19 protein-coding genes and 1 pseudogene are annotated in these 22,923 nt (G+C 71.5%); 9 read left to right on the forward strand and 11 right to left on the reverse strand.

All coding sequences use genetic code 11. The annotated features are described in order from the left end of the window. Positions 1-7 precede the first annotated feature (7 nt). From ABZ904_RS05685 to cobT, 3 genes and pseudogenes are all read right to left on the reverse strand, one after another. Positions 8-646, reverse strand: a pseudogene (locus ABZ904_RS05685) (hypothetical protein); the annotation flags it as partial. Between the two features lie 28 nt (positions 647-674). Continuing rightward, positions 675-2,483 (reverse strand): phosphatidylglycerol lysyltransferase domain-containing protein, encoded by a 1,809-nt coding sequence (locus tag ABZ904_RS05690; RefSeq protein WP_359388914.1) that lies wholly within the window; start codon positions 2,481-2,483, stop codon positions 675-677. 90 nt (positions 2,484-2,573) lie between these two features. Continuing rightward, a complete protein-coding gene (gene cobT / locus ABZ904_RS05695) occupies positions 2,574-3,650 on the reverse strand; it encodes a nicotinate-nucleotide--dimethylbenzimidazole phosphoribosyltransferase (protein WP_360989076.1) in 1,077 nt (358 codons plus the stop codon). A gap of 173 nt (positions 3,651-3,823) precedes the next feature. On the opposite strand from cobT, the gene ABZ904_RS05700 reads away from it, so the two are divergent. Continuing rightward, on the forward strand, positions 3,824-4,906 hold the full coding sequence (locus tag ABZ904_RS05700) for a class I SAM-dependent methyltransferase (RefSeq protein WP_359388921.1): 1,083 nt from the start codon (positions 3,824-3,826) through the stop codon (positions 4,904-4,906). On the opposite strand, the gene ABZ904_RS05705 is transcribed toward ABZ904_RS05700, so the two are convergent. After that, positions 4,895-6,094, reverse strand: coding sequence for a bifunctional adenosylcobinamide kinase/adenosylcobinamide-phosphate guanylyltransferase (locus ABZ904_RS05705; protein ID WP_359388924.1), 1,200 nt, complete (start codon positions 6,092-6,094; stop codon positions 4,895-4,897). The two genes, ABZ904_RS05700 and ABZ904_RS05705, sit on opposite strands and share 12 nt — an antisense overlap. A 113-nt stretch (positions 6,095-6,207) precedes the next feature. On the opposite strand from ABZ904_RS05705, the gene ABZ904_RS05710 reads away from it, so the two are divergent. Continuing rightward, positions 6,208-6,414 carry a hypothetical protein gene (locus ABZ904_RS05710; RefSeq protein ID WP_359388927.1) on the forward strand — a complete coding sequence of 69 codons (207 nt, stop codon included), beginning with the start codon at positions 6,208-6,210 and terminating at the stop codon, positions 6,412-6,414. 77 nt (positions 6,415-6,491) lie between these two features. Here the strand turns inward: ABZ904_RS05710 and ABZ904_RS05715 are convergent, their stop codons facing one another. The 3 genes from ABZ904_RS05715 to ABZ904_RS05725 form a co-directional block, all read right to left on the reverse strand. Further along, positions 6,492-7,568 (reverse strand): trypsin-like peptidase domain-containing protein, encoded by a 1,077-nt coding sequence (locus tag ABZ904_RS05715; protein WP_359388930.1) that lies wholly within the window; start codon positions 7,566-7,568, stop codon positions 6,492-6,494. Positions 7,569-7,659: 91 nt separating this feature from the next. Then, complete coding sequence (locus tag ABZ904_RS05720; RefSeq protein ID WP_359388933.1) at positions 7,660-8,361, reverse strand: methyltransferase domain-containing protein; 702 nt, start codon at positions 8,359-8,361, stop codon at positions 7,660-7,662. A gap of 83 nt (positions 8,362-8,444) precedes the next feature. Further along, on the reverse strand, positions 8,445-9,071 hold the full coding sequence (locus ABZ904_RS05725; RefSeq protein ID WP_359388936.1) for a DUF3043 domain-containing protein: 627 nt from the start codon (positions 9,069-9,071) through the stop codon (positions 8,445-8,447). 299 nt (positions 9,072-9,370) lie between these two features. Between ABZ904_RS05725 and ABZ904_RS05730 the strand changes: the two genes are divergently transcribed. The 5 genes from ABZ904_RS05730 to ABZ904_RS05750 all read left to right on the forward strand — a co-directional run bounded on the left by ABZ904_RS05730 (position 9,371) and on the right by ABZ904_RS05750 (position 15,967). Continuing rightward, on the forward strand, positions 9,371-10,165 hold the full coding sequence (locus tag ABZ904_RS05730; RefSeq protein ID WP_359388939.1) for a PspA/IM30 family protein: 795 nt from the start codon (positions 9,371-9,373) through the stop codon (positions 10,163-10,165). A gap of 36 nt (positions 10,166-10,201) precedes the next feature. Continuing rightward, positions 10,202-10,480: a hypothetical protein gene (locus tag ABZ904_RS05735; RefSeq protein WP_361821369.1), complete on the forward strand. Its 279-nt coding sequence runs from the start codon at positions 10,202-10,204 to the stop codon at positions 10,478-10,480. Between the two features lie 238 nt (positions 10,481-10,718). Continuing rightward, on the forward strand, positions 10,719-11,945 hold the full coding sequence (locus ABZ904_RS05740; protein ID WP_360989093.1) for a histidine kinase: 1,227 nt from the start codon (positions 10,719-10,721) through the stop codon (positions 11,943-11,945). A gap of 22 nt (positions 11,946-11,967) precedes the next feature. After that, entirely contained in the window at positions 11,968-12,648 is a 681-nt protein-coding gene (locus tag ABZ904_RS05745) for a response regulator transcription factor (RefSeq protein WP_359388948.1), read from the forward strand. 193 nt (positions 12,649-12,841) lie between these two features. After that, positions 12,842-15,967, forward strand: a complete 3,126-nt coding sequence (locus ABZ904_RS05750; protein ID WP_361821373.1) for an efflux RND transporter permease subunit — start codon at positions 12,842-12,844, stop codon at positions 15,965-15,967. A 477-nt stretch (positions 15,968-16,444) separates the two neighbouring features. Here ABZ904_RS05750 and nadA read toward each other — a convergent pair whose 3' ends face one another. Continuing rightward, positions 16,445-17,629: a quinolinate synthase NadA gene (gene nadA, locus ABZ904_RS05755; protein WP_361821375.1), complete on the reverse strand. Its 1,185-nt coding sequence runs from the start codon at positions 17,627-17,629 to the stop codon at positions 16,445-16,447. Positions 17,630-17,997: 368 nt separating this feature from the next. Between nadA and ABZ904_RS05760 the strand changes: the two genes are divergently transcribed. Next, on the forward strand, positions 17,998-18,354 hold the full coding sequence (locus tag ABZ904_RS05760) for an iron-sulfur cluster assembly accessory protein (RefSeq protein ID WP_359388956.1): 357 nt from the start codon (positions 17,998-18,000) through the stop codon (positions 18,352-18,354). An 87-nt stretch (positions 18,355-18,441) separates the two neighbouring features. On the opposite strand, the gene ABZ904_RS05765 is transcribed toward ABZ904_RS05760, so the two are convergent. Together ABZ904_RS05765 and ABZ904_RS05770 are read right to left on the reverse strand one after the other, a co-directional pair. Further along, positions 18,442-19,977, reverse strand: coding sequence for a hypothetical protein (locus tag ABZ904_RS05765; protein ID WP_361821379.1), 1,536 nt, complete (start codon positions 19,975-19,977; stop codon positions 18,442-18,444). Positions 19,978-20,157: 180 nt separating this feature from the next. Beyond that, a complete protein-coding gene (locus ABZ904_RS05770; protein WP_359388962.1) occupies positions 20,158-20,367 on the reverse strand; it encodes a hypothetical protein in 210 nt (69 codons plus the stop codon). 132 nt (positions 20,368-20,499) lie between these two features. Between ABZ904_RS05770 and ABZ904_RS05775 the strand changes: the two genes are divergently transcribed. Further along, entirely contained in the window at positions 20,500-21,474 is a 975-nt protein-coding gene (locus ABZ904_RS05775) for a carbohydrate kinase family protein (RefSeq protein WP_359388965.1), read from the forward strand. Between the two features lie 30 nt (positions 21,475-21,504). On the opposite strand, the gene ABZ904_RS05780 is transcribed toward ABZ904_RS05775, so the two are convergent. Further along, positions 21,505-22,881, reverse strand: coding sequence for an aminotransferase class V-fold PLP-dependent enzyme (locus ABZ904_RS05780; protein ID WP_359388968.1), 1,377 nt, complete (start codon positions 22,879-22,881; stop codon positions 21,505-21,507). Between the last annotated feature and the right edge of the window lie 42 nt (positions 22,882-22,923).

Raw genomic sequence — 22,923 nt, forward strand, 5'->3', positions numbered from 1 at the left:
TCCCTGAACGCAGCGCCGACAGCCCGCACAGCGTCAGGACCGCGCCGATCGCGGCGATGTGTTCCTTGCCCGCCAGGTTGTCCTTCACCACGAGCTCCACGGTCATCGCCGCCATCACCGCGCCCGACGTGACGTGCGCGCGGTAGCGCCAGCACAGGAACAGAGCGAGCCCGATCACCGCCGCGGACGGACCGGTGTCGACGACCCGGGCGTCCGCCGCGGGCAGCCCCAGCGGATGGTGCGGACCGAGGGCGATGCCCACGCGCGCGTACAGCGTGCCGGCCAGTGTGGCGACGTACGCGATGCCGAGTGTGCGCCACCAGCCCAGGCAGATCTCGGCGAACCCGAACACGATGAGGATCTGCAGCAGCGCGCCCCAGACCGGCAGGTCGAGGGCGGGGACGAAGAGCGAGGACGGAGTGCGGAGCAGGGCCACCCACAGCGGATCCTCGGCTCGCACGGACCCGATGTCCTGCACGAGACCGAAGCCCCACGGCTGGTTCTGCACGAACTGCAGCAGCGATGTCAGGCACACGGCCACCCAGGTCATCGGGATCGCCCGCAGGCGCCGCCGCGCGAGGGCCTGCCGCACGGTCGCGTACAGCAGTCCCCACTCGGCCCGCGCCATGCGGGCGAGGGCGTTCATCCGGCGGTCCTCATCTGTCCGGCGCCTCTCATCGGTGTGACTGCAGGTGCTTGCGGTGCACCCACTTCGGCAGTCCCGGAGCCTCCAGGAACCCCTCGGCGCGGGCCGAGGCCAGGCCGATGCGCAGCAGGTCCGCGCTCTTCTCGAAGAGCAGGAACCGGGGCTCCCAGATGGGCCGGTACTTGGCGTTGGCCCGGTACAGCGACTCGATCTGCCACCAGCGTGAGAAGAAGCTGAGCAGCGAACGCCACAGTCGCAGCACCGGTCCCGCACCGAGGCGAGCACCACGTTCGAAGACGGAACGGAACATGGCGAAGTTGAGCGATACCTGGGTGATCCCGATATCCCGGGCGCGTTGCAGCAGTTCGATGACCATGAACTCCATCAGCCCGTTCTCGGAGTCCCGGTCACGCCGCATCAGGTCGAGCGAGAGACCGTGGGGCCCCCACGGCACGAAGGACAGCAGGGCGCGCAACTCGCCCGCCCCTTCGCCGGCTCGGCTGTCCGTGCACTCGAGCATCACGCACTGCCCGTCCTCGGGGTCGCCGAGCCGTCCCAGGGCCATGCTGAACCCGCGCTCGGTGGCCCCGTCCCGCCAGTCGTCGGCCTTCTTCAGCAGGAACGCCATCTCGTCGGCGGGGATGTCCGCGTGGCGCCGGATGCGGACCGTGTAACCGGCCCGCTTCACGCGGTTGTAGGCCTGGCGGACGGTGCGCATGGCACGTCCTTCGAGGGTGAACTCGGCGACGTCCACGATCGCTTCGTCACCGAGTTCGAGCGCGTCCATTCCGTGCCGCGCGTACACGGTCCCCGCCTCCTCGCTCGCGCCCATCACGGCGGGGATCCAGCCGTGCTCACGTGCCTCGGCGAGCCAGGGCTCGATGGCGCCGGGCCATGCCTCCGGGTCGCCGATCGGGTCGCCGGAGGCGAGCGAGACCCCGCCGACGACGCGATAGGCGACCGCCGCCTTGCCGGTGGGCGACCAGATCACGCTCTTCTCCCGGCGCAGGGCGAAGTAGCCGAGCGAGTCGCGGTCGCCGTGCCGGTCGAGCAGTACCCGCAGCCGCTTCTCGTCGTCCTCGCTGATCGCGTCGACGGCGCGCCGGGAGCGGAAGGCGGCGTACAGGACGGCGAGGACCAGCAGCGTGCTGCAGACGTTGATGGCGACGTTGACCCAGTTGGGCGGGGAGATGCCGGGGTAGTGCGTGCCGTCGACGGAGACGGAGACCAGCCGCAGGGTGCCGTAGCGCCACCGTTCCAGGAAGGTCGAACGAGGGGCCCCGTGCGCGGTGTTGGTGACGGTGACCAGCAGGGCGGCGAGCAGCGAGGAGGCGAGCAGGCCGCCGACGGCGACCACGGCGGCGAGCCGGGGATTGGACCGGTCGCCCTTGGCGTAGAACTCCCGCCGTCCGGCGAGCAGCGAGCCCACGAAGGCCGCCGTGAGCACCAGGGAGACCCAGTTCTGCGCGTACTGGCGGATCTCCGGGAAGGCCATGGCGAAGGCGAACAGCAGCAGGAACGGCCCGCTGAGCGCGAGGTTGAGGATCCACGCCGCCCGCTTGCGCCGGCGCATGGTGACGGCGAGGAACATCGTGAACACCCCGGAGGCGAAACCGGCGGTCAGCAGGTACGGGGTGAAGAAGTTCTGCTGGTTGTGCCGCCGCACGTCCTGCCCGAGAGAGACCCATACGGCGGAGAGGAAGTTGATGAAGGTGACGGCGCGCAGATACCAGACGGCGAACGCGGCGGCCCGCCGGGAGGCCGGACCGGACCGCCGCGCCCCGTCCCCCGGCCGAATCGTGCGTTCCTGTTCCGCATGAAAACGGGCATCTCCCATGAAGGGCGATGATATGGGGCGCCTACGGGTGCGTGGGGGATCGGTACGAGCCGGAATGCGCCGGTCGTGGGTGGGAGGACCGGCCCTCCTCTACTCCTGGTCCTCGTCGCCGTCGGTCTGCTCCGGCTCGACCGGAAGTTCCGCCGAAAGTGCCGCGGCCGCCTGGACCAGCGGCAGCGCCAGCAGCGCGCCGGTGCCCTCGCCGACCGTCACCCCGTGGTCGAGCAGCGGTTCCAGCGCCATCCGGTCCAGCGCCTTCGCCTGCGCCGGCTCCCCGCTGTTCTGCCCGGCCAGCCACCAGTCCGGCGCCCGGAACGCGACCCGCTGGGCGACCAGCGCGCACGCCGCCGAGACGACCCCGTCCAGGATCACCGGGGTCTTGCGCACGGCACACTGGAGCAGGAAGCCCGTCATCGCGGCCAGATCGGCCCCGCCCACCGCCGCCAGCAACTGCAATTGGTCGCCCAGCACGGGCCGGGCCCGCCGCAGCGCGTCACGCACGGCGGCGCACTTTCGCATCCAGGCCAGGTCGTCGATGGCGAGGCCCCCGCGCCCGGTCACCACCGACGCGTCCGTCCCGCACAGCGCGGCGACCAGTACGGCCGCCGGGGTCGTCCCGCCGACGCTCACATCGCCGAGGACCACCAGATCGGTACCGGCGTCCGCCTCCTCGTCCGCGACCGCGACCCCCGCCCGGAACGCCGTCTCCGCCTCCTCGGGCGTCAGCGCGTCCTCGACGTCGATGCGCCCGCTGCCGCGCCGCACCCGGTGCCGTACGACCTCGGCCGGCAGTTCGTCAGGCTCGCAGTCGAGTGCCATGTCGACCACGCGTACGGGCACGTTCAGCTGCCGCGCCAGGATCGACGCCGGGCTGCCGCCCTCCAGCACCGCCCGCACCAGCCGGTCCGCGCTGCCTGCGGGGCGCGCGGACACGCCGAGCGCGGCGATCCCGTGGTCGCCCGCGAACAGCACCACGCGCGGCCGCTCGATCGGCCGCACCGGTACGGCGGCCTGCGCCGCCGCCAGCCACTCACCCAGTTCGTCGAGGCGGCCCAGCGCCCCGGGCGGCACGATCTGACGCTCCCGGCGCGCCTCCGCGTCGCGGCGGACCCCGCCGTCGGGGCGCTCGATCAGGTCGGTGAAGTCGTCGAGATTAAGCGAGCTCATTGGCCGAACAGTACCGGCAGCGATCGAACGCGGAGGCGCCACGTCGACGGCACGTCATTGCGTCCCTGAGTGGTATCCCGTACGTACCGTTTAGAGGCGTAATGTCGTGGACCCGCGTGGCCTCTCGCGTCGCCACAGCCGTATGCCGTCCACGCCGCCCACAGGAGCCGCCCATGCCCGCCACCCCGCAGCCGGCCGCCGAGTCCGGTGCCGAGTCCGCCGGTGAACTCGTCCGGGGGACCGAGCGGTTGCACGAGCCGCGCCGCGAGGACTGCCCGTGGTGCGGTTCGACGCGGCTGCACATCCGGCTGCGCACCCCGGACCCCGTGCGGTGCGAGCCGGGCACGTTCGTCGTCGACGAATGCCGGGACTGCGGCCACGCCTTCCAGAACCCCCGGCTGACCGCCGAGGGGCTCGCCTTCCATCACCGCGACTTCCACGGCGGCCACCCCGGACTCGACGGACTCGCCGACCGTCTGCTCACCGCCCGCGGCAGCGCGGGCCGCCACCGGGCCGCGGCCCGCGCCATGCTGCCCTTCCCGGAGCCGGAGAGCTGGCTCGACGTCGGCACGGGCCTCGGCCACTTCCCGGAAGCGGCCAAGGAGGTCCATCCGTACACGTCCTTCGACGGCCTCGACGCCAGCGGGCGCGTCGAGCAGGCGCGGGCCGCCGGCCGCGTCGAGGAGGCCCACCGCGGGCATCTCACCGATCCGCGGATGCTGGCACGCCTGCGTTCCCGCTACGACGTCGTCAGCATGTTCCACCATCTGGAGCACACCCCCGATCCGCGTGCCGAACTGCGCGCCGCCCTGACAGTGCTGCGCCCCGGCGGCCATCTGCTCCTCGAAGTCCCCGACCCCCAGAGCGCGTTCGGCACCCTCCTCGGAAAGTGGTGGGTGCCGTACGGCCGGCCGCGCCATCTGCATCTGATGCCGGCGGCCAACCTGCTGACCGAACTGGAGGCGCTGGGCTGCGCGATCGTCGCCACGGACCGCCGTGAGCCGCACACCCCGTACGACATCGCGGGCGCCCTGGCGCTGGTCCTGGCCCGTGTCGTGCCGGCGCCGGACGCCCCGTGGCGGGCCGAACCGCCGTCGCGCGTCGAGAGCACGCTGCGCACGGCCCTGGTCGGGGTCACCGCACCGCTGATGGCGACTGCCACGGTTCTGGACCACGCGCTGGCCCCGCTGCTGCGGCGCACCCGCTTCTCCAACGCCTACCGGATCATCGCGCGCAGCGGCGCCTCAGCCGCGTAGCGTCAGCGCCTGCCCGGCCACGATCAGCAGCACATGCTCGCACTCGCCCGCGAACGCCGCGTTCAGACGGCCGAGTTCGTCGCGGTAGCGGCGGCCGGACGCGGTCGACGGGACGATGCCGGAGCCGACCTCGTTCGAGACGGCGACGACCGTCCGGCGGGTCTCACGCACCGCCCTCGTGAGCTCCCTGACGCGCGCCCGCAGCGCCCGTTCACCACCGCCCGCCCACTCCGCGTCGTCCCAGGCGTTCACCGTGTCCATCGCGTCGGTCAGCCACAGCGACAGACAGTCGATCAGCAGCGGAGGCCCCTCGTCCTTCAGCAGCGGCACGAGGTCGCAGGTCTCGGCGGTGCGCCAGGACCCCGGCCGCCGCTCGCGATGTGCGGCCACCCGCGCCGCCCACTCCGTGTCCCCGTTCCGTGAGCCGCCCGTGGCCACGTACAGCACGTCGGGGAACGCCTCGAGGCGCCGCTCGGCCTCCACCGACTTGCCCGAGCGCGCCCCGCCCAGCACGAGCGTGCGCTGCGGCACCTCCGGCACGTCCTCGTAGGCGCCGACGGCCAGCGTGGTCCCGTCCGGCACCGCCCGTGCTCCCGCCGCCGCGAGCCGCCGCCGCTGCTCCGCTCCCGGCGGCACGTCATGGTCGAGATGGACGGCGACGACGTCGGTGGCCGGGCCGAGGGCCCCCACCGCCCGCAGCTTCGCCAGCGCGTCCGGCCGTCCCACGGCATCGGCGATCACCATGTCGTACGACTCCGCCGGCTCCCCGAGGCCGGCCGGCGCCGCTCCCGGCGGCAGATACAGCAGCCGCAGCCCTTCCGGTCCGGTCACCACGTAGCCGGTACCCGGCGAGTCCATCGCGAGGGCCCGCACCCGGTGCCCGGTCAGCAGGGCCAACTCCCGCCCGTCCGGAACCCGTACGGGCTGCGGCAGGCCCGCGGGCACCTCGATGGGCGGCCCCTCGTGAGGGTGCGTCAGCAGCACCTGGCGGACCCCCGACAGCGACTGCCCGGCGCGCGCGGCGGCGAACGCCGCACCCGGCGTCAGATCCAGCAGCAGCGTCCCGTCCACGAGCACCGCGGTAGCCGCGCGGGCCTCAGGACCCAGCGCACGCGCGCAGGCCGCACAGGGACAGTCGGGGCGGGGCAGTCCCGCGGGGGCACCGGTACCGAGCAGCGTCACTTCCACGCACCCGATTTTCCCGGGTCCTCGCAGGTGTTGCGCGTCCGGCTAGGCTCATGGCAGCAGCCGGACCAAGATCCGGCCTCTGCTCTGCATGTGCTCATATCTGGGAGGCGTACATGGCGGCATGGACGTGGCGGTTCGAGAAGGCCGACGGGGCGGAGGTCCAGCCCGCGGTCGCGCCCGAGGAGTTCACCACCCAGGGGGATGCCGAGTCATGGATCGGGGAGCACTGGCGGGACCTGCGCGACGGCGGCGCCGACCAGGTACGGCTGTTCGAGGACACGACGGAGATCTACGGGCCGATGAGTCTGCACGCCGAGTGAGGCACCCGGCCGGCGGACGGGCCGCGAGCGAGGCGTAGCCGCCCGGGCGAGGGCCGCACGGTCCTCGCCCGGGGCCGCTACTGCTCGCCGAGGGTGATGTCGGTCGTCTTCCGGCTTCCGTTCCGCGAGTACGTGATCGTCGTCGTCTGCCCCGGCCGGTCACCGGCGAGCGCTTCGGCGAGGGACGTGATCGTGGTGATCGCCGTGTCACCCAACCCGGTGATGATGTCCCCGCTCCGGAGCCCCGCCTTGTCGGCCGGCCCGCCGCCCTTGACGTCGACCACCGCGACTCCGACCGGCTGCAGGCCGCCGTTCACCACCGTGCGGCCGGTGATGCCGAGCGCGGCCCGCCCCGAGGTGGTCACCCTGCCGCTCTTGATGATCTGGTCGGCGATCGCCTTCACCGTGGAGGCCGGGATGGCGAATCCGATCCCGGGTGCCGCGCCGCCTCCCAGCTCGGGATCGATCGCGGCGAGCGTGGGGATGCCGATGACCTGGCTGTTCAGGTCGACGAGCGCGCCACCGCTGTTGCCCGGGTTGATCGCCGCCGAGGTCTGCACCATGTTCGCGATGGTGGCACCCGTGCCACCGCTCTCCGACGTTCCCTCGCTGACGGTCCGTCCGGTCGCCGACACGATCCCCTGCGTCACGCTCGAGGACAGACCGAGCGGCGAGCCCATGGCGAGCACGATCTGCCCCACCTCGACCTTGGCCGAGTCCCCGAAGGCGGCCGCCTTCAGCCCGGCCGGCACCTTGTCCAGTTTGACGACGGCGAGATCCTGCGCCGGGTACGAGTACACGAGGGACGCCGTGTGTGTGGCCTCGCTGTTGGCCGTGGTCACCTGGAACGTCTTCTCGTTCCCGACCACATGGGCGTTGGTGACGATGTGCCCTTTGTCGTCGTACACCACCCCGGACCCCAGCGAGTTGCCGGCCTGGATCTGCACGACGGACGGCAGCACGTCCTTGATGACCCTCTGGTATTCCTGCTCCAGGTCGTCACCCGCCGAGGCGCGAGTGGTCGCCGGGCTCGCCGGGGTCTCCCTCCTGGCGGCCGGGCCGGACCCGGTACAGCCGCCGAGCAGGAGCACCAGAGCGCAGATCAGGAGCGGCGCCGACGGCCGCCGGAGGACACGGGTACGGGAAGGGTCCATGCCCCGAGTCTCGATTCGGGGCGGTCGTTCCGCTTCCTCGATACGCCCGAACGGCGGTGCCCGGCCACGGCGGCGGTGCCCCGAGCCGTCCTCAGCCCCGCACCCCGCACAGATGCAGCAACGCGGCGACCCCTCGATAGGGGTCCGTCCTGCCGGCCCGTTCCTCCACCGCCAGCAGCGTCTCGGCATCGGGGGGCAGCTGGGCCCCGTCCGGCGCGGTGTCGGTGAAGACCCGCACCCCGTACCAGGCGTGCAGCGGCGCTCCGATGCCAGCGAGCGTGGCGGTCAGCGTCTCCAGCCGGTCCGCGCGCGCAACGAGCCCGAGCCGGTTCCGGTACGTCGCCGCGTCGAACGCGACCAGCGCCTCCGCCCAGTCACCGGACAGCCCCGGCCGCATCGCCAGCGCGTTCCCGTTGCGCACGAGCAGCGACAGCAGGCCACCGGGCGCGAGCATCCGGGCCAGCCCCGCCACCAGCGCATCGGGCTCCTCGACGTACATGAGCACCCCGTGGCACAGCACCAGGTCGAAGCTGCCCGGCAGGAAGTGCACCCCGGTGTCCCGGCCGTCGCCCTCGATGATCCGCACGCGCTCCCGGATGCCCTCCGGTTCGCCGGACAGGGCCTCGCGGGCCACGGAGATCATCTTCGGATCCTGCTCGAGCCCCGTGATCCGGTGCCCGGCGCGGGCCAGGCGCAGCGCCTGGGTGCCCTGGCCCATGCCCACGTCCAGCACCCGCAGCCGCTGCCCGACCGGGAACCGCCCGGCTATCTGCTCGTCCAGCTGCCGGGCCACCAGCTCCTGGCGTACGACGTCGCGCAGTCCGCCCAGCTTGCTCAGCCAGGCATCAGCCGCCCGCCCCGAGAAGGAATCGGCGCTCAGGGCCGCTCTCCGCGCTTGACCTGCGGCTTGGGCAGCCTGAGGCGGCGCATCTGGAGGGAGCGCATCAGCGCGTAGGGGACGGCGCCCCGCGTGTTCTGGCCGCTGAAGCGTTCGGCGAGCCGCTTCCTCAGCCGGATGGCGGAGAAGATCGAGTCGATCACGATCAGGACGATCACGATGAGCCACAGCAGCAGCGCGATGTTCTGCAGCGACGCCACCCGCACCACGCTCAGCACGAGGATGACCACGGCCAGTGGCAGGAAGAACTCGGCGACGTTGAAGCGGGCGTCGACGAAGTCGCGCGCGAACTTGCGGACCGGACCCCTGTCCCGCGCCGGCAGGTAGCGCTCGTCGCCACCGGCCAGAGCCTGGCGCTGCCGCTCCATGGCGGCGCGCCGCTCGTCGCGCTGCCGCTTGGCGGCGTCCTTGCGCGTCGTCGGCGTGTTGGCGACGCTGCGCCGCTGGGACTGGGCCTCACTGCGCTTGGGCGTGGGCCTGCCCTTCGGGGCCTGCGGGTCACGGGTCTGCTTGGAGTCGGTCACCGGCGCCTTGTCGGCGGGGGCCTTCTCATCCTTGGCACGGCTACGGAACACAAAACCCAAGGGTACGGGGTACACCCGCATGGACCCCAGCCCCCCGGGGAACGATCCGGCAACACCGGTCGTCTGTACTGGGACAGAGGGCCTCAAAAGGAAGACAGCCGACGTTCTCCCGGAAGGCGGCTGAGGGAATCCAGGAGTCACCCCGTACGTAACCTCGGGGGACCACTACTCCCTACGCCGGACCGGGAAAGGTAAGCAGTCGTCCTTGGGGATGACCGCATCCGTCCCCGGACAGTGCGGTAATGGAGGCAGGGCCCGTACTGTGGGTTCTGTCGCAGATCTGTGAGCTGGAGTCCGTCAGAAGGGGGCGCGCGAAGCCCATGAGCGGTGTCATGAAGCGTATGGGGATGATCTTCCGCGCGAAGGCGAACAAGGCCCTTGACCGGGCCGAGGACCCGCGCGAGACCCTCGATTACTCGTACCAGAAGCAGCTGGAGCTGCTGCAGAAGGTGCGGCGCGGTGTCGCGGACGTGGCGACCAGCCGCAAGCGCCTGGAGCTGCAGCTCAACCAGCTGCAGAGTCAGTCCACCAAGCTCGAGGACCAGGGGCGCAAGGCGCTCGCCCTCGGCCGCGAGGACCTGGCCCGCGAGGCCCTGTCCCGGCGCGCCGCGCTCCAGCAGCAGGTGACGGATCTGGAGAGCCAGCACCAGACCCTGCAGGGCGAGGAGGAGAAGCTCACGCTCGCGGCCCAGCGCCTCCAGGCCAAGGTGGACGCCTTCCGCACGAAGAAGGAGACCATCAAGGCCACGTATACGGCCGCCCAGGCCCAGACCCGCATCGGCGAGGCCTTCTCCGGCATCTCCGAGGAGATGGGCGACGTCGGTCTGGCCATCCAGCGGGCCGAGGACAAGACCGCGCAGCTCCAGGCCCGCGCCGGCGCGATCGACGAGCTCCTGGCCTCCGGTGCCCTGGACGACCCCTCCGGCATGGCCAAGGACGACATCCAGGCGGAACTGGACCGGCTCTCCGGCGGTACGGACGTGGAGCTGGAACTGCAGCGCATGAAGGCGGAGCTGGCCGGCGGCTCCTCGCAGCAGCAGGCCATCGAGGGCGGCACGGGACAGGGCCAGAACCAGTCCCAGCCGCAGGACACCCCGCGCTTCGACAAGCAGTGACCCGCTACCACCGGTCCCACGCCTGAGGAGGGCGACATGATCGTACGGATCATGGGGGAGGGGCAGGTGAAGCTGGACGACAACCACTTCACCGAGCTCAACAAGCTGGACGACGAACTGCTCCGGGAGATGGAGAGCGGCGACGAACAGGGCTTCCGCCGCACTCTGCACGCCCTCCTGGACGAGGTCCGCCGTCTTGGCACCCCGCTTCCTGACGACTCCCTGGAACCGTCGGAACTGATCCTGCCGTCACCGGACGCGAGCCTCGCAGAGGTCTGCAAGATGCTGAACGAGGACGGCCTGATCCCGGGCTGAGCAAGCGGACGAGGCCGTTCGGGCCGAAGCGGGGGCCCGGGGCGGCAGCCCGGGCAAGCGTGCCCCCGGGTCCTGTGCGTGGCACCGGCCGGCTGAGGCGACTCGGCCGGCCGGCGCTTGAGGACGAGGCCGTTCAGGCCGAAGCGGCGCCCGGGGCGGCGGCCCCGGAGGCCAAGCCCGGCCCGGGCCCCGTTCCGGCCACCGCACGGCGCCCGTTCCGCCCCGTACCTTTGCTGAGGTGAGCACCCTGGAACGCACCTGGGACGGCCTCCGCGCCCATCCGCTCGCCGTGGACGCCCTCCTCGCCCTCGGCGTTCTTGTCTGCATGGTGGCCGGTTCCTTCGTGGACCCCCACGGCGAGACCGGGCCCACCTGGTCCGCCCACACCCCGGCCGCCCTCAGCCTCACGCTCATGGTGCTCTCCGCGGGGGCCCTGGTGCTGCGCCGCCGCAACCCCATGGCGGTCCTCGCCGCGACGGCCGCCCTCTCCCTCGTGGAACTCGTCACCGCCGACCCCCGCGCCCCCGTCGCCATGTCCGCCGTGGTGGCCCTCTACACCGTCGCCTCCACCACCGACCGCCCCACCACCTGGCGTGTCGGCCTGCTCACCATGACCGTGCTGACGGGCGCCGCCATGCACGCCGGCCCGCTGCCCTGGTACGCCCAGGAGAACCTCGGCCTCTTCGCCTGGACGGGCATGGCCGCGGCCGCCGGCGACGCCGTACGCAGCCGTCGCGCCTTCGTGCACGCCATCAGGGAGCGCGCCGAGCGGGCCGAGCGGACCCGTGAGGAGGAGGCCCGGCGCCGGGTCGCCGAGGAGCGGCTGCGCATCGCCCGCGACCTGCACGACGTCGTCGCCCACCACATCGCCCTGGTCAATGTGCAGGCCGGGGTCGCCGCTCACGTCATGGACAAACGGCCCGACCAGGCACGGGAGGCCCTCGCCCACGTCCGCGAGGCCAGCCGCTCGGCGCTCAACGAACTGCGGGCCACCGTGGGGCTGCTCAGACAGTCGGGCGACCCCGAGGCCCCGACCGAGCCCGCCCCCGGCCTCGCCCGTCTCGAGGATCTCGCCGACACCTTCCGCCACGCGGGCCTCCCCGTCGAGGTCGCCCGCGCCGACCACGGCGCCGCTCTGCCCGCCGCCGTCGACCTGGCCGCCTACCGCGTCATCCAAGAGGCCCTCACCAATGTGCAGAAGCACGCGGGCCACGAGGCGAAGGCCGAAGTCAGCGTCGTCCGCGTGGGACAGAACATGGAGATCACGGTCCTCGACGACGGCACCGGCGAGGACGCCGCACCCGACGACGGCCACGGCGGGCACGGGCTGCTCGGTATGCGCGAGCGTGTCACCGCGCTCGGCGGCGCCCTCACCGCCGGTCCCCGCTACGGAGGGGGCTTCCGGGTCCATGCGATGCTGCCGGTCAGGAACCAGGTGACGACCGCGGCAGGGGAGAGCGCATGACCACCGTCCAGGGAGGGTCCGTATGACCATCCGTGTCCTGCTCGCCGACGACCAGGCGCTGCTGCGCAGCGCCTTTCGCGTGCTGGTCGACTCGGAGCCGGACATGGAGGTGGTGGGCGAGGCGTCCGACGGCGCCGAGGCCGTCCGGCTGGCCAAGGAGCGGCGCGCAGACGTGGTTTTGATGGACATCCGGATGCCCGGCACGGACGGTCTGGCCGCCACCCGCCTGATCAGCGCCGATCCCGCCCTCGCCGACGTCCGCGTGGTCATCCTGACGACCTTCGAGGTCGACGACTACGTCGTGCAGTCGCTGCGCGCCGGGGCGTCCGGATTCCTCGGCAAGGGCTCCGAGCCCGAGGAACTGCTGAACGCCATCCGGATCGCGAACGGCGGCGAGGCGCTGCTGTCGCCCGCCGCCACCAAGGGGCTCATCGCCCGCTTCCTCGCCCAGGGCGACGGCGACGACGGACGCGACGCGGCCCGCTCGGACCGGCTGGACACGCTCACCGGGCGCGAGCGAGAGGTGCTCGTCCAGGTGGCGGGCGGCCACTCCAACGACGAGATCGCCGAACGCCTCGAGGTCAGCCCGCTGACGGTCAAGACACACGTCAACCGGGCCATGGCCAAGCTGGGTGCGCGCGACCGGGCACAACTGGTGGTCATCGCCTACGAGTCGGGGCTGGTGCGTCCGAGGTCGGAGTGAGCGGGCCGCGGGGCCCGGTGCGTCCACGGGTGGAGTGCCGCTCTTCCGGCCGTACTGCGGTCGCAGTAGGCGCGCCGTAAGGAAATGGACCTGAGGGCGACGGAAGCACATCGTCCGATGGTGCAGGGTGTAGGAGGTGGGCGCTCCTCTGCGCCCGTCCTTCCGCTCAGCCACAGAGAGAGACCGCCGACCCATGTCCTGGCTGTCACGATTCAGCCTCGCGCAACGGGCCCTGATAGCGCTGATGTCCATCGTCGCGCTCGTCTTCGGGGCGATCGCGATCCCGCAGCTCAAACAGCAACTCCTGCCCACCATCAACCTTCCCGTCGTGTCCGTCCTGGCGCCGTACCAGGGGGCGTCCCCCGACGTGGTCGAAAAGCAGGTCGTCGAGCCGATCGAGAACAATCTCAAGGCCGTCGACGGCATCAAGGGCGTCACCTCCACGGCGAGCGAGGGCAACGCCGTCCTCATGGCGTCCTTCGACTACGGCAACGACACCAAGCAGCTCGTCGCCGATGTCCAGCAGGCCGTGAACCGGGCCCGGGTCCAGCTCCCGGACTCGGTCGACCCGCAGGTCATCGCCGGTTCGACGGACGACATCCCCGCCGTCGTCCTGGCCGTCACCTCGGACAAGGACCAGCAGGCCCTGTCCGACCAGCTCGACAAGACGGTCGTACCCGCTCTGAAGGACATCTCCGGCGTCGGCCAGGTGACCGTCAACGGCGTACGGGACCTCCAGGTCACCGTCACGCCCGACGACGCGAAGCTCGCCCGGGCCGGGCTGACCGCGGCCACGCTCGGCCAGGCCCTGCAGGCGGGCGGAGCCACGGTCCCCGCGGGCTCCTTCGACGAGAACGGCAGCAACCGCACGGTCCAGGTCGGCGGAGGCTTCACCTCGCTCCAGCAGATCGAGGACCTGATGGTCGCGGGCGCTCCCGGCCAGAAGCCCGTGCGCCTCGGTGACGTGGCCACGGTCGAGCAGCAGGAGGCCACCGCCGACTCCATCACCCGCACGGACGGCAAGCCGAGCCTCGCCGTGGCCGTCACCATGGACCACGACGGCAGCGCGGTAGCCATCTCCGACGCGGTCAAGGACAAGCTGCCGGACCTGCGCAAGCAGCTCGGTTCCGGCGCCGCGATCACCGTGGTCAGTGACCAGGGCCCGGCGGTCTCCAAGTCCATCCACGGTCTGACGACCGAGGGCGCGCTGGGTCTGCTCTTCGCGGTCCTGGTGATCCTCGTCTTCCTGACGTCGGTCCGCTCGACCCTCGTCACGGCGGTCTCGATCCCGCTGTCGGTGGTCCTGGCCCTGATCGTTCTGTGGACGCGCGACGTGTCGCTGAACGTGCTCACGCTCGGCGCGCTGACCATCGCCATCGGCCGTGTCGTCGACGACTCGATCGTGGTCCTGGAGAACATCAAGCGGCACCTCGGCTACGGGGAGGAGCGTCGGTCGGCCATCCTCACCGCGGTCCGCGAGGTGTCCGGAGCGGTCACCTCGTCCACGCTGACGACGGTGGCGGTCTTCCTGCCCATCGGCCTGGTCGGCGGGATGGTGGGCGAGCTGTTCGGCCCGTTCTCCCTCACCGTGACGGCGGCCCTGCTGGCCTCGCTCCTGGTGTCGCTGACGGTCGTTCCGGTGCTGTCGTACTGGTTCCTGCGTGCCCCGAAGATCGGGGCCGAGGACGCCGCCGAGGCACGCCGCGTGGCGGAGGAGAAGGAGGCGAAGAGCCGGCTGCAGCGCTTCTACGTGCCGGTGCTGCGTTTCGCGACCCGCCGCCGCATCACCAGCGTGGCGATCGCGGTGGTCGTGCTGGTCGGGAGCTTCGGCATGGCGCCCCTGCTGAAAACGAACTTCTTCGACCAGGGCGAGCAGGAAGTCCTCACGGTCAAGCAGAAGTTGAAGCCGGGCACGAGCCTCGCGGCCACGGACGAGCAGGCCAAGAAGGTCGAGAAGATGATCGCCGGGGTCAAGGGCGTCAAGGACTACCAGGTCACGATCGGCTCGTCGGGCTTCATGGCGGCGTTCGGTGGCGGCACCGACACCAACCAGGCCTCGTACACGGTCATGCTGGACGGCTCGGCGAAGTACGCGGACGTCCAGAGCGGTATCGAGGACGGGCTGGCACGGCTGTCCGGGATCGGTACGACCACCGTCTCGGCGGGCGACGGCTTCGGCAGCCAGGACCTGAGCGTGGTCGTGAAGGCGCCCGAAGGGGACGTGCTGCGCAAGGCGTCCGAGCAGGTCCGCGCGGAGGTGGCGAAGCTCAAGGACGTCACCGACGTCTCGAGCGACCTGGCGCAGAGCGTGCCGCGTATCTCGGTCAAGGCCAACTCCCGTGCGGCCGCGGCCGGTTTCAACGACCAGACGCTCGGTGCGGCCGTCGCCGAGGCGGTCAAGGGCACCACCGCCGGCAAGGCGGTCCTGGACGACACCGAACGGGACGTCGTCATCAGGGCGGCGAAGCCGGCGCAGACCCTGGACCAGCTGAAGAACCTCCGGCTGGGCGCGGTGAAGCTGAGCGACATCGCGACGGTGGAACTCGTGGACGGTCCGGTGTCCATGACCCGTATCGACGGTCAGCGGGCCGCGACCATCACGGCGCGCCCGACCGGTGAGAACACGGGCGCGGTGAGCGCGGACCTCCAGTCGAAGATCAAGGCCCTGAAGCTGCCCGCGGGCGCGACGGCGGAGATCGGCGGTGTCTCGTCCGACCAGAGCGACGCGTTCAAGAACCTGGGCCTGGCGATGCTGGCCGCGGTGGCGATCGTGTTCATGCTGCTGGTCGCGACGTTCCGCAGCCTGGCCCAGCCGCTGATCCTGCTGGTCTCCATCCCGTTCGCGGGGACCGGCGCGATCGGTCTGCTGATCGCCACGGGCACCCCGATGGGTGTCCCGGCGATGATCGGCATGCTGATGCTGATCGGCATCGTGGTGACGAACGCGATCGTGCTGATCGACCTCATCAACCAGTACCGCAGGCAGGGGTACGGCGTTGTGGAGGCCGTGGTCGAGGGTGGGCGCCACCGTCTGCGCCCGATCCTGATGACGGCCATGGCCACCATCTTCGCGCTGCTGCCGATGGCCCTGGGCGTCACGGGCGAGGGCGGCTTCATCGCCCAGCCGCTCGCGGTGGTGGTGATCGGCGGTCTGATCAGCTCGACCCTGCTGACCCTCCTGCTGGTCCCGACCCTCTACGCGATGCTGGAGCTCCGCAAGGAGCGCCGCGCCAAGAAGAAGGCGGCGAAGCGGGCGAAGAAGGCGGGGACCGTCGTCGAGCCGGCGGAGTCCGAGGAGCCGGAGCCCGCGGGGGTGTAGCCACCCGGGTATGACAGAGGCCCGGCCCGCACATCAATGCGGGCCGGGCCTCACCATTCACGGACCACCGCAAGAGCCCGCACCCCCACAGGGGCGCGGGGAACTGCGCAAACCCCACGACGGACCCGCAGCCGCAGACGCACCCGGATGGGGGCGCGGGGAACTGCGCAAACCCCACGACGGACCCGCAGACGTCGACGCACCCGGATGGGGGCGCGGGGAACTGCGCAAACCCCACGACGGACCCGCAGACGTCGACGCACCCGGATGGGGGCGCGGGGAACGGCGCAAAACCCACGACGGACCCGCAGCCGTAGACGCACCCGGATAGGGGCGCGGGGAACTGCGCAGAACCCCACGACGCACCCGCAGCCGTAGACGCACCCCGATGGGGGCGCGGGGAACTGCGCAGAACCCCGTCACAACTCAGCGGCAAGCGCTACGGCGCAGAACCCCGCCACAACCCAGCGGCAAGCGCTACGGCAGGGCCAGCATCCGCTCGAGCGCCAGCTTGGCGAAGGCCTCGGTCTCCTTGTCCACCTCGATGCGGTTGACCAGGTTGCCCTCGGCCAGCGACTCGAGCGTCCACACCAGGTGCGGCAGGTCGATGCGGTTCATCGTCGAGCAGAAGCACACCGTCTTGTCGAGGAAGACGATCTCCTTGTCCTCCGGCGCGAAACGGTTGGCCAGCCGCCGAACGAGGTTCAGCTCCGTACCGATGGCCCACTTGGAGCCGGCCGGCGCCGCCTCGAGCGCCTTGATGATGTACTCCGTCGAACCGACGTAGTCCGCGGCGGCGACGACCTCGTGCTTGCACTCGGGGTGGACCAGCACGTTCACGCCGGGGATCCGCTCCCGTACGTCGTTGACCGAGTCGAGGCTGAAGCGGCCGTGCACCGAGCAGTGACCGCGCCACAGGATCATCTTCGCGGCGCGCAGTTCCTCGGCGGTGAGCCCGCCGTTCGGCTTGTGCGGGTTGTAGACGACGCAGTCGTCCAGCGACATCCCCATGTCCCGCACCGCGGTGTTGCGGCCCAGGTGCTGGTCCGGCAGGAAAAGGACCTTCTCTCCCCGCTGGAACGCCCACTCCAGGGCCCGCTTGGCGTTCGACGACGTGCAGATGGTGCCGCCGTGCTTGCCCGTGAACGCCTTGATGTCGGCGGAGGAGTTCATGTACGAGACCGGCACGACCTGCTCGGCGATGCCCGCCTCGGTCAGCACGTCCCAGCACTCGGCGACCTGCTCGGCCGTCGCCATGTCCGCCATGGAGCATCCGGCGGCCAGGTCCGGCAGCACCACCTTCTGGTCGTCGGACGTGAGGATGTCCGCCGACTCGGCCATGAAGTGCACACCGCAGAAGACGATGTACTCCGCCTCCGGGCGGGCCGCGGCGTCTCGCGCCAGCTTGAAGGAGTCGCCCGTGACGTCGGCGAACTGGATGACCTCGTCGCGCTGGTAGTGGTGGCCGAGCACGAAGACCTTGTCCCCGAGCTTCTCCTTGGCCGCGCGGGCGCGCTCCACCAGGTCCGGGTCGGACGGCGACGGCAGGTCACCGGGGCACTCGACGCCCCGCTCGCTCCTCGGGTCGGCCTCGCGGCCGAGCAACAGGAGGGCGAGAGGCGTCGGCTGGACGTCGAGCTCCTGGGTCTGGGCGGTGGTCACGTCACGCACCCTTTCTGTTCTGCGGCTCGCCGGCCCGGGGGCCGGCGGGACATGCCTTTTCGTCGAATTGACACTATCTATCATAACCGGTTCACGTCAGTTTGACGATGCCGATAGCGTCGATGTGACGTGAATCCCGGCATGTACCGGTCGACCCTACGGAAGGGGAAGCCCGGTGGTCCGCCAGTCGTGCACCGGGCGACATGTCGGTGTCCCCCACCTTGTCCACAGGCCGCTGTGCGTGTTCCGCCGCGTATGCGAGCATGAAGGAGGGAGCGCAAGAAACGCGCTCGGCCCGGAATGAATCCGCGGCCACGCCGGTTGCACTCGTCGGCAAGCAGTCTCCGTACAACCCGGGAGAGATGTAGATGTCCGTACAGGACGAGACCACCACCGTCACCGACGGCATCATCCTGACCGACGCCGCCGCGGCCAAGGTCAAGGCCCTGCTCGACCAGGAAGGCCGTGACGATCTGGCGCTGCGCGTCGCAGTCCAGCCCGGCGGCTGCTCCGGCCTGCGCTACCAGCTCTTCTTCGACGAGCGTTCCCTCGACGGCGACGTGGAGAAGGGCTTCGGTGGGGTCAAGGTCGTCACCGACCGCATGAGCGCTCCGTACCTGGGCGGTGCCACCATCGACTTCGTCGACACCATCGAGAAGCAGGGCTTCACGATCGACAACCCGAACGCGACGGGCTCCTGCGCCTGCGGTGACTCCTTCAGCTGAGTCTCGACCGGGCTTCAGTACGCGTAGGAAGGCGGCGTCCCCCTCGACGGGGGCGCCGCCTTCGCGTGCCGGTGGGCCGGGGCCGTCCTAGCGCGACCCGTTCGGCCCAGCCCCGCCCACGGACGCGTGCGGCAGCGTGCTCGCCGTCTCCTTCGGGATCGGCCTGCCGTCCGAGCCCACCACCTCGCGGTCCCCGAGCGGCGCCTTCAGGCGCAGCGTGTCGTGGTAGATCTTGGCGATCATGATGCAGACCTTGCCCTGCCAGGGCGTCTCGGTCACCGTCACGGTCACCTTGCCGGAACTCTCGCTCACCGACGCCGCGTAGTCGCCGCAGACCCCGCCCTCGTAGGTGATGGTGAGGTCCTGGCCCTCGGCGGTGTAGCCCATCACCTTCACATCACGCGTCGCGGGCGCCGACGTCGGCTCGTCCCCCGGTGCGCTCGGCCGGGGGCTCGGCGTCTCGCGCGGCTGCCCCGGCGGCTGCGGTGCGCTCAGATACCGCGGGTCGACCGCCGCACGGGTCACTGTGAAGTCGTCCCCGGTCCCGGCCGGACGCACCGTGAACAGCCACGACGGCACCAGCACCGGCTTTCCGGCCATGGAGTGCGCGGCCAGCCCGAACACCGCGTCCCGCACGGTCGCCGAGCTTCGCTCCGGCATCCCGGTGGGCGCCTTGCAGGGCGCCTCGTCCCGGTCCTTGAGCGGCACCGGGCTGGCGCAGCCGCCGATGCCCTTGCGGCCGTACGACGTGGGCGCGCCGTTCATCAGGTCCAGGGTCTTCTTCGCGCCGACGACCGGGTAGTCGGCACCCTTCACCGGTGCCGAGAGGTTGCCGCTACCGCCCGTCACCTGGCCGTCGGCGGCGACCCGGATGCCGGTCGACCAGCCGTACGTGGGCAGTCCGCCGACCTTCGGATCGGCGTTCACCACGCGGACCGATCCCATGAGCTGGTGCGCGTCCAGGCGGGCGTCCTCCTGGCCCAGTGCCTTCAGCACCGGCGCGGCGGCCTGCTTCGCGGCGGCCTCGCTCACCGGTCCGGGGATGTCCTGGCGGGACGAGCACGTCGTGACGCTCTTGCAGAGGTTGTCGGACCCGGCCGCGTACCGGCTGAACGTCCAGGTCCCGGGCGCCTGCCCGGCCACCCGCAGGAGCGGTCCTGAACCGTCCTTCGCGGCGCCGACCGTCCAGGCCCCCGCGACCAGCTTCGGTGTGCCGCTCAGATCCAGTGCCCCGGCGAGCCGGGCCACCTCGGCCCGCGTCACCGCGCCCTTCGCCCAGTACACGGGCGCCGGCTCCGGGCCGTCGGGCAGTTCGCCCCGGGCGGTGTAGGTCGTGCCGTACGGATTGGGCTCGCCCACCGCGATCCCGGATGTGCCGCCGCCCTCGCTGAACCCGTCGAGAGCCAGCGCCGGGGGAGTGCCGTCCCCGCCCGGCGAAGCGGAGCCGCCGGTGCCGCCGGACGCGGTGGCCGCGAGGTAGGCCCCGCCGCCCCCGACGAGCAGGACGGCGGCAACGACCGAGGCGACGACCGCCGGGGAGCGCCGCCGGCGCGGCACGGTCCCGTCGGTGCCCCCGGTGACTTCGGTACCGTCACTCGCGTCGTCGGGTCGCTCGGTGTTCACCGCATCGCTCCTTCGGCTGCGCTGCTGTCCCAGGAGACCCCGCCGTGCCGTGGAACGCCACAGGAAGGTCGCACACCGCCTCCCCCGGACGGGGGGCGGCAATGGGACGCAGCGGGGGAGCGCACGGTTCCCGGGAGCGCGCCGACGCTCGTCCGGCGCGCCGTGTCCGAGGCACCCCGGTCAGTCCCCGTAGTCGGACATCGCGTCCAGGAGGCGGGCCGAGGCGGGCGGCACGCTGACCCCGTGGATCGAGGACGGGGAGACGTGCGGCGGGGTGGACTTCGCGGGTGCGGCCCAGTGCGGAACCATCCGGGCGCAGTCGCCGCGCAGTGACGCCAGATCCGTATCCGGATCGATCAGGGCGGTGCCGGGAACCTCGAGCTTCGTCATGACGGAACCGTAAGCACGTCCGGGGTCGCCGAGAAAGATCTACTATCGGGTAGTTTTGCCTGCTTCGAAGCGCGGGGCTCACCGGGTAGCGTGAACTGTCAATCCCCTCCTCCACAGGAGCGTGTCCTCGCCGTGCGTATCGCAGTCACCGGCTCCATCGCCACCGACCACCTCATGACCTTCCCCGGCCGCTTCGCCGACCAGCTCGTCGCGGATCAGCTGCACACGGTCTCCCTCTCCTTCCTGGTGGACCGTCTCGACGTTCGCCGTGGTGGGGTGGGCGCGAACATCGCCTTCGGCATGGGGCAGCTCGGCACCCAGCCGATCCTGGTCGGCGCGGCCGGCTCGGACTTCGACGACTACCGGGCGTGGCTGGATCGGCACGGGGTGGACACGGACTCCGTACGCATCTCCGAGACCCAGCACACCGCCCGCTTCGTGTGCACCACCGACGCCGACCACAACCAGATCGGCTCCTTCTACACCGGCGCCATGAGCGAGGCCCGGCTGATCGAGCTCAAGACGGTCGCCGACCGTGTGGACGGGCTCGACCTGGTGCTGATCGGTGCCGACGACCCGGAGGCGATGCTCCGCCACACGGAGGAGTGCCGCACCCGGTCCATCCCGTTCGCCGCCGACTTCTCGCAGCAGATCGCGCGCATGAGCGGTGACGAGATCCGGATACTGCTGGACGGGGCGACCTTCCTCTTCTCCAACGAGTACGAGAAGGGGCTCATCGAGACCAAGACCGGCTGGACCGAGACCGAGATCCTGGGCCGGGTCGGCCACCGGGTGACCACGCTCGGCTCGCGGGGCGTGCGCATCGAGCGTTCCGGTGCGGACCCGATCGAGGTCGGCGTGCCCGAGGAGATGGCCAAGGTCGACCCGACGGGCGTCGGCGACGCCTTCCGCGCGGGATTCCTGTCCGGTCTGGCGTGGGGTGTCCCGCTGGAGCGCGCGGCCCAGGTCGGCTGCATGCTCGCCACCTTGGTCATCGAGACGCTGGGCACCCAGGAGTACCAGCTGCGCCGCGCCCACTTCATGGAACGCTTCACCAAGGCGTACGGCGACGAGGCGGCGGCACAGGTCCAGAAGCACCTGGGCTGACCGCGGGCGGGCGGCGCCCCGGGCGCAGGTCTAGGAGAGCCGGCGGACCACATAGGCGGAGCCCCGCTCTGCCGGCTCCTCCCCGACGTACTCCTGCTCCCGCATCTCGCACCACGCCGGGATGTCCAGGCGCGCCGCCTCGTCGTCCGACAGGACCCGCACCGTCCCGCCCACCGGCACGTCCCCGATGACCTTCGCCAGCTCGATCACGGGGATGGGGCAGCGTTTGCCCAGGGTGTCCACGACCAGGGCGTCCTCGCGCGTAAGAGTCCGCGGGGACGGTGCGCCGAGCTTTTCGCGCACCGCCGCCACCGCACCGGGCAGCACAGAAAGGAACCGGTCGACTTCCTCCGCCGGCGTACCGGTCGGCAGGGAGACGCGGACATTGCCCTCGCTCAGCACGCCCATCGCCTTGAGCACATGGCTCGGCGTCAGCGTGCTGCTCGTGCAGGACGACCCGGACGAGACCGAGAAACCCTCATGGTCCAGTGCGTGCAGCAATGTCTCCCCGTCGACATAGAGACAGGAGAAGGTGACGATCCCGGGCAGTCGGCGGTGCGGGTCGCCCACCACCTCCACATCGGGGACCGAGTCCGGCACCCGCGCCCGGATCCGCTCCGTCAGTTCCCGCAGCCGTGCCGACTCTCCGGCCGCCTCCGCCCGCACCGCCCGCAGCGACGCCGCGGCCGCCACGACGGCCGGGATGTTCTCGAACCCCGGGGCCCGTCCCGACTCCCGCTCGTCCAGCGGCCCTTGAGGCGCGAACCGCACTCCCTTGCGCACGACCAGCAGCCCCACACCTGACGGCCCGCCCCACTTGTGGGCGCTGGCCGTGAGGATCGACCAGTCGCCCTCGACCGGCCCCCAGGCCAGCGACTGCGCCGCGTCCACCAGCAACGGCACGCCGGCCGCACGGCACACGGCGGCCACCTCGGCGACCGGCTGCACCGTGCCCACCTCGTGGTTGGCCGACTGCAGGCAGGCCAGCGCGGTGTCTGAGCGCAGCGCCGCCGCGTACGCCTCGGGGGTGACCGCTCCCGCACGGGAGACCGGCACCCGGGTCACCGTGCCGCCGTCCGCCTCGAACACCTCCGCCGCATGGAGGACCGAGGAGTGTTCGACCGATGACACGATCAGGTGGCGTCCGGTCCGGCGGCGACCCGCCAGCGCTCCCTCGACGCCGGAGTGCACCGCCCGTGTGCCGGACGTGGTGAACACCAGCTCGTCCGGGCGGCACCCCACCGCCTCGGCGGCCGCCTCGCGCGCGGCGTCCAGCAGGAGCCGGGCCCGCCGCCCCTCGCGGTACAGCCGGGCGGGATCGGCCCACCCCTCGTCCAGCGAGGCCTGCAGCGCCTGGCGGGCGATGGGGTGGAGGGGAGCGGCGGAGGCGGCGTCGAAGTAGGACACACCGCAACGCTAACTCTTGCGAAGCACGCGGCTCGGCGAAGG

This window comes from Streptomyces sp. NPDC046900, from assembly GCF_040644975.1.
Lineage (GTDB): Bacteria > Actinomycetota > Actinomycetes > Streptomycetales > Streptomycetaceae > Streptomyces.